Source organism: Polynucleobacter sp. 39-46-10 (genome assembly GCF_002282275.1).
Window position 1 is genome coordinate 1 of the sequence record NZ_NCJB01000113.1, and the last position, 7,320, is coordinate 7,320.

At 47.3% G+C, this 7,320-nt stretch carries 6 protein-coding genes; 3 read left to right on the plus strand and 3 right to left on the minus strand.

The features are described 5' to 3' along the window. Nucleotides 1-193 precede the first annotated feature (193 nt). A complete protein-coding gene (gene mnmA / locus B7X71_RS09920) occupies nucleotides 194-1,309 on the plus strand; it encodes a tRNA 2-thiouridine(34) synthase MnmA (RefSeq protein ID WP_293598039.1) in 1,116 nt (371 codons plus the stop codon). Nucleotides 1,310-1,322: 13 nt separating this feature from the next. Here the strand turns inward: mnmA and B7X71_RS09925 are convergent, their stop codons facing one another. Next, on the minus strand, nucleotides 1,323-1,937 hold the full coding sequence (locus B7X71_RS09925; protein WP_293598040.1) for a glutathione S-transferase: 615 nt from the start codon (nucleotides 1,935-1,937) through the stop codon (nucleotides 1,323-1,325). Between the two features lie 85 nt (nucleotides 1,938-2,022). Here B7X71_RS09925 and purB point away from each other — a divergent pair, with 85 nt between their 5' ends. Continuing rightward, complete coding sequence (purB, locus tag B7X71_RS09930; RefSeq protein WP_293598041.1) at nucleotides 2,023-3,402, plus strand: adenylosuccinate lyase; 1,380 nt, start codon at nucleotides 2,023-2,025, stop codon at nucleotides 3,400-3,402. Continuing rightward, nucleotides 3,399-4,781 (plus strand): 3-deoxy-D-manno-octulosonic acid transferase, encoded by a 1,383-nt coding sequence (locus tag B7X71_RS09935; protein WP_363926924.1) that lies wholly within the window; start codon nucleotides 3,399-3,401, stop codon nucleotides 4,779-4,781. Before purB ends, B7X71_RS09935 begins: the two co-directional genes overlap by 4 nt. A 15-nt stretch (nucleotides 4,782-4,796) precedes the next feature. On the opposite strand, the gene secF is transcribed toward B7X71_RS09935, so the two are convergent. Both secF and secD read right to left on the minus strand, forming a co-directional pair. Next, nucleotides 4,797-5,771, minus strand: a complete 975-nt coding sequence (gene secF / locus B7X71_RS09940; protein WP_293598042.1) for a protein translocase subunit SecF — start codon at nucleotides 5,769-5,771, stop codon at nucleotides 4,797-4,799. Between the two features lie 3 nt (nucleotides 5,772-5,774). Further along, the coding region (gene secD, locus B7X71_RS09945) for a protein translocase subunit SecD (RefSeq protein WP_293600641.1) at nucleotides 5,775-7,320 on the minus strand (1,546 nt) is incomplete at its 5' end.

The window sequence follows — 7,320 nt, forward strand, 5'->3', positions numbered from 1 at the left end:
GTACTCCTATGCGCATGGCATGTCTCCAAATGCTAATGATTCAAAAAAAATCTATTTTAGGTATATATACGCGAATACACATATATATGGATACCCTTACGTTTTACGCCATTTCACTTTAGCTCTGGGGCTAAGTTGAGTTAAGGCTTCTACAATAGGGGTTTTAGCTTATGTCGAATTCTCGCATTTTTTGATGATCCCGCTCAATTCTTCTGCAATACCTGCCTCAAAACCATCCAAAGTCGTCGTGGGCATGTCTGGAGGAGTGGATTCGTCTGTTGCAGCCTGGATGCTCAAGCAGCAAGGCTATGAAGTGATTGGCCTTTTTATGAAAAACTGGGAAGACGATGATAGCGATGAGTATTGCTCCGCCCGCCAAGATTGGCTAGATGTGGTGTCCGTGGCTGACTTGATTGGAATTGATGTTGAAGCGGTCAATTTTGCTGCCGAGTATCGTGAGCGCGTATTTGCTGAGTTTTTGCGGGAATACGCCGCAGGGCGAACCCCAAACCCCGATGTACTCTGTAATGCAGAAATTAAGTTCAAAGCCTTTTTAGACCACGCCATGAGCTTGGGTGCCGATGCCATTGCTACTGGCCACTATGCACGGGTTCGTCACGAAGGTGGGCGTGTACAGTTATTAAAGGCATTAGATGCCAGCAAAGACCAAAGTTACTTCTTGCATCGCCTGACTCAATCTCAGCTAGCAAATGTTTTATTTCCTTTGGGAGAAATTCCAAAAACGGAGGTGCGCAAGATTGCCGAGCAAATTGGTTTGCACAATGCGCGCAAAAAAGATTCCACCGGTATTTGTTTTATTGGTGAACGCCCTTTCCGGGAATTCTTAAACCGCTACTTGCCGCGTACCCCAGGGCCCATTAAAACCCCTGAAGGTAAAGTCGTTGGAGAGCATATGGGACTTGCCTTCTTTACCTTAGGGCAGCGTAAGGGCATTGGCCTAGGTGGCAGTCAAGATGGCAATGGCGATGCTTGGTATGTAGCCCGTAAAGACGTTGAGAGCAACACTCTATATGTGGCGCAAGGTCACGAACATCCATGGTTATTGGCTAATCAGCTCTCTGCAATAGATGCTAGCTGGGTTGATGGAGTAGCCCCCTCACCAGGGCAGTATTCAGCAAAAACCCGTTATCGCCAAGTAGACTCAGCATGCTCTCTGGCTCCTGGAGTAGAAGGGCCCTTGAACTTTGAATTGACTTTTCCGGAAGCCCAGTGGGCAGTGACTCCTGGCCAGTCTGCCGTTTTATATGACGGCGATATCTGCTTAGGCGGTGGAATTATTTCCGCCTAAGTATTGCCCTCATTTAGGCCGCTGGAGGCGCTGTTTCAGCAAAGGAAGGCCTTTGCATCAACTTTTGATATAGGGCGTCTAGGTTAGGATATTGAGCTTGCCAGGCGATATTCGGGAAGCGGAACAACATATAGCCTAATGCACATCCCACTGCAATATCCGCCAGGGTTATCTGGTTTCCATGGCACCAGGTGTTTTCGCCTAATTCACGGGACATTTGGGCTAACGCGGAGTTAATTTTGCCCATTTGGCGCTCAAGCCAATCGGAGCTCTGTTGCTCTGGCGGGTGGAAGGTCGCCTCTAAGCGAGCCAAAATTCCAGCATCATCTACTCCATCAGCCAGTGCTTCCCATGTTTTGACTGCGACGCGCTCGCGGCTACCAGTTGGAATGAGCTTGCTTACAGGGCTAAGGGTATCAACATACTCCGCAATCACTCGGGAGTCATAAATGGCTTCACCATCCTCCAAAATTAAGCAAGGAATCTTGCCTAAAGGGTTGTTATGTGCAATTTTGGTGTCTGCAGCCCAGACATTTTCGAGTTCGAGGTCTACATCAACCTTTTTTTCCAAAAAAACAATGCGTACCTTGCGTACGTAGGGGCTAGTGAGGGATCCGATCAGTTTCATGTGGCTCAGTATAGCCAAATTGGGTTGCCCTCAAGAACGATTAAAATCAGGGTTTATTGACATATTCAATGTAAAGGCAATATTCGTGAGTCAGCCGATTTCTACCCTCAATGCACTTTCTCCTATAGACGGCCGTTATGCTGGAAAGCTAGATGCCTTACGCCCTTGGTTATCCGAAGCTGCATTTATGCGTCAGCGGGTGTTTGTGGAGATCCATTGGCTGCTGGCTTTGGCTGCTGCAGGTCTGCCGGATGTGCCAAAAATTAGTGCGGCAGATGAAGCTTTTTTATTATCTTTGCCAGAAAAATTCTCTGACGCCGATGCGCAACGTATTAAGGACATCGAGGCAGTTACTAATCATGATGTCAAAGCGGTTGAATATTTCTTAAAAGAAAAAGTAGCTGGTCGACCAGATTTGTTGAAGGCTAGTGAATTTATTCACTTTGCTTGCACCTCTGAAGACATTAACAATACTTCGCATGGTTTGATGTTGCGTGGGGCGCGTGATGAAGTGTTGTTGCCACAACTCAGAAAAGTACTTTCTTTATTAACGGATTTAGCAATTGAGAATGCCAAGGTGCCTTTGTTATCTCGCACGCATGGCCAGCCCGCTTCTCCAAGTACATTAGGTAAAGAGTTGGCTAATATCGCTAAACGTTTAGAGCGTGCGATTACAACGATTGCAGCGGTACCCTTGTTAGGAAAAATGAACGGTGCCGTTGGTAATTACAATGCGCATTTATCTGCTTACCCGAATTTCGATTGGGAAAACTTTTCCAAGAATGTTGTTGAGAAGCGTTTAGGTCTCACATTTAATCCGTATACGATTCAGATTGAGCCGCACGATGGTATGGCTGAGTTATTTGATGCGATTGCCCGCGCCAACACAATCTTGTTGGATATGGACCGAGATTTCTGGGCTTATATTTCGATTGGTTACTTTAAGCAACGCACCAAAGCCGGTGAGATTGGTTCATCAACCATGCCACACAAGGTGAATCCAATTGACTTTGAAAATTCTGAAGGTAACTTGGGTGTAGCAAATGCCTTACTGCGTCACTTAGCCGAGAAATTGCCGATTTCTCGCTGGCAACGCGACCTGACTGATTCAACCGTGTTGCGTAACCTAGGACCAGCCTTTGGCCATAGTGTTTTAGCCTATGACAGCGCCTTGCGTGGTTTAGGCAAGTTGGAAGTGAACCATGCTGCAATTGCTGCAGACTTGGATGAGTGCTGGGAAATATTGGCAGAGCCAGTACAAACCGTCATGCGTCGCTATGGCATTGAGAACCCGTATGAGCAACTCAAAGAGCTCACTCGTGGCAAAGGCATTAACCAAGCCGATTTACAAACCTTCATTCGTGGCTTGCAAATCCCTGATGATGCAAAAGCCTTATTGCTGGAGATGACACCGTCTTCTTATTTAGGCAAGGCGGTCGAGTTGACCGAACGTCTGAAAAAGTGAGTTTGACTCCAAGCCTTGGGCGCGCACCGCAGGATTCGCAATACGGTGCCCGCCCCAAGATCTGTTTTGCTGTTTATCAACTGCTTTGGCATCTCTTATTGCCGTTTGCATTCATTCGTCTTGCCTGGCGTACACGCCACTCATCTGAATATTTAAACCACTTCTCTGAGCGCCTCGGTTTTTCCTATGGCAAAAAGATTGCTGAGGGATCGGTATGGATTCATGCGGTATCTGTTGGTGAGACTAGAGCTGCTCAGCCCCTGATAGAGGCTTATCTCGAACGTGGTGAAACAGTTCTGCTAACTCATATGACACTCAATGGCCGTCGCACTGGCGCTGCTTTATTTGCCAAAGCGATTGCCGCAGGTAAGCTACGCCAGCTATATCTTCCTTATGATCTGTGCTGGTCTGTTGCTAATTTCATTCGCGCATTCAAACCCAAGTTCGGTTTGCTTATGGAGACTGAAGCTTGGCCAACTGTAGTGTTTTATTGCGCAGAAATCGGCCTACCATTATTTTTAGTAAACGCTCGCCTATCTCAACGTAGCGCCCGTCGCGTGAATCGTTTTGGTAGTGCCGGTAGATCTTTATTTCAAGCATTTGCGGGCATCTTGGCTCAAACACAATTCGATGCTGACCGCTATCGCAGTCTTGGCGTTAAAAAAGTGGAGATCGTTGGTAATCTCAAGTTTGACGTGCCGCTGGATTCAGACTTAGTTCAACAAGGTCAAGCTTGGAAGCAAGAGTTGCATTTAAATCAGCGCTTGATGATTTGTGCTGCCAGTACCCGTGATGGTGAAGAGGCGATCATCCTCAAGGCCTGGAAGGACCTTTTGGCCTCTAATGCCCTTGAGATTGCGCCATTGCTCTGTTTGGTGCCACGTCATCCTGAGCGTTTCTCTGATGTAGCCAATCAAATTCATGAAGCTGGCTTGAGATTTCGCCGTCGTACAGGGTGGCCTGAGATGCCGAATGTCGATCAAGATGTAGATGTAATTCTAGGTGATTCAATGGGCGAGATGCCGATGTATTACAGTGCTGCTGACTTGGTGGTCATGGGTGGTAGCCTACTTCCTTTTGGTGGGCAGAATCTGATTGAAGCCTGTGCTGCTGGATGTCCAGTGTTGCTTGGTGAGTATACTTATAACTTCGAGCAGGCCGCATTAGATGCTATCGAGATGGGCGCTGCAAAGCGTGTCAAGGGTGAGCTCATCTTAAGTGAGTCGATTGCCCTGATGGAGGCTTTAAAAGAATTGTTATTGAATACTGCCGAACTGGCAAAGATGTCGAGCGCTGCAACAGCCTACTCGATCGAGCATCAAGGCGCGACTAAGAAAATATTAGCCGCCCTTGAGCATCAGAATTTCACGCTAAGCTAACTACTTAGATAAGTCTTAGACCTGTGCCCCAAAGTTGGGGTCATCATTACGGGCGGCATCATCAGGCTTACGTTCACCCTTCACCAAGTCTTCACGGGTAACGCCTAGCCACATCGCTAAAGCTGCTGCCACGAACACTGAAGAGTAGATACCAAACAAAATACCGATGGTCAATGCCAAAGCAAAGTAGAAAAGGGTGGGGCCACCAAAAATCAACATTGCCAACACCATCATTTCAGTGCTGCCGTGAGTAATCATGGTACGACTAATTGTGCTGGTAATTGCATTATCAATAATTTCGCGGGTATTCATCTTGCGGTATTTGCGGAAGTTTTCGCGAATACGGTCAAAGATCACCACAGACTCGTTTACTGAGTAGCCCAATACAGCCAATACCGCTGCCAACACGGAGAGCGAGAATTCCCATTGGAAGAAGGCAAAGAAGCCAAGAATAATCACGATGTCATGCAAGTTCGCGATGATGCCTGCGACAGCAAATTTCCACTCAAAACGGAAAGAGAGGTAAATCACAATGCCAATAATCACGAATAACAGCGCTAAGAGCCCATCAATCGCAAGCTCACGACCAACCTGTGGCCCAACAAACTCGACACGCTGCAGCTTCACACCAGAGGTGGCTGGTTCAAGCGCTTTCATCACTGCTGCACTTTGATCGGCAGAAGAAATCATTTTCCCTTCAGCGTCTTTTTGTAGTGGCAGGCGAATCATCACATCACGTGAGCTACCAAAGTTCTGAATCTGCGTATCGGAATAACCTAACTTTTCTACATTCGACCTAATCGAGTCCAAAGGAGCAGTCTGTGGGTAAGTAACCTCCATTACCGTACCGCCAGTGAACTCAATTGAAAGATGAAGGCCGTTATGCCAAAGGAAGAAGACGGCGGCTAAAAAGGTGATTAGAGAAACCGCATTGAGCGCCAATGCATGGCGCATGAAGGGAATGTCTTTTTTGATCCGGAAAAATTCCATGGCTTATTTCTCCTGTGGACGCCAAACTTGGCCGATAGCGAGTTTCTGAACTTTTTTACCTCTGCCGTACCAGAGATTAACTAGGCCGCGTGAGAAAAAGACTGCTGAGAACATTGAAGTCAAAATACCAAGGCAATGCACTACCGCGAAGCCTTTGATTGGTCCGGAGCCAAATGCTAGCAATGCAAGACCGGCGATTAAGGTAGTGACGTTTGAATCCAAGATCGTTGCCCAAGCTTTATTAAAGCCAACAGCAATGGCCGTTTGCGGAGCAGCGCCATTACGCAGCTCCTCGCGAATACGTTCGATAATTAAGACGTTGGAGTCAATCGCCATACCAAGAGCTAATGCCATCGCGGCGATACCTGGCAAGGTTAGGGTGGCTTGTAACATCGATAACACAGATATCAACAGCAATAAGTTCACTGCAAGCGCCACAACTGAGAAGGTGCCAAACAGTAGGTAGTACGCAATCATGAAAATAGAGATAGCTCCAAAGCCAATGATGAGGGATTTAAAACCCTTCTCAATATTTTCTGCGCCCAAACTAGGTCCAATCGTGCGCTCTTCAATGATCTCCATTGGTGCTGCAAGTGAGCCTGCACGTAACAAGAGGGCCAAGTCATTTGCGCTCTCGGTAGTCGGCTGACCAGTAATTTGAAACTTGGAGCCAAATTCACCTTGAATCGTGGCAATGGTGAGAACCTCGCCTTTGCCTTTTTCAAACAGGATCATGCCCATTGGCTTGCCGATGTTTTCACGAGTGACCTCTTGCATTACACGACCACCAGCAGCATCTAAAGAGATGTTGACGGCTGGGCGCTGATTTTGATCGAAGCCAGCACTCGCGTCAGTAATGCGATCACCACTGAAAATGACTGATTTTTTGAATACGCCTTGACGGTTCTCGCCAAAGCGGAATACGTCCATGCCTGGAGGCGGAGTCTCACCAACAGCAATTGTAGAAAGGATGGGGTCTGCCAATCTGGATTCGAGAGTGGCGGTGCGACCAATAATGTCTTTGGCGCGCGCAGTATCTTGTACGCCTGGTAATTGCACCACGATACGCTCAGCACCTTGTTGCTGAATCACTGGCTCTTTAACAGCCAACTCATTCACACGCTTATTCAATGTGACGATATTTTGTTTTACTGCGTTATCTTGAATCTCTTTCAAGGCAGTGGGTTTAAATTCGCCAATGAGTTTTGGAGAAAGACCGGTTGGCTTAATTTGCCAGGTCAGATCAGGCTGACTAGTCATTAAGACGGAGCGCGCCTTTTCAGCATCCTCGGTACTGCCGAAAGTCAGGGTAATAGAATCTTGACTGCGCTCGATGCCTTGTTGGCGAATGGATTTGTCACGCAGCTGACTGCGAATATCTGTTGCCAAAGAAGTCACCTTCTTTTGAACAGCGCCCTTCATGTCCACTTGTAGTAAGAAGTAAACACCGCCACGCAAGTCAAGGCCGAGGGGCATTGGTAATGCATTGAGTGCATTTAACCAGCTCGGTGTATTGGAGAGTAGGTTTAATGCAACTGTGAAATTAGGT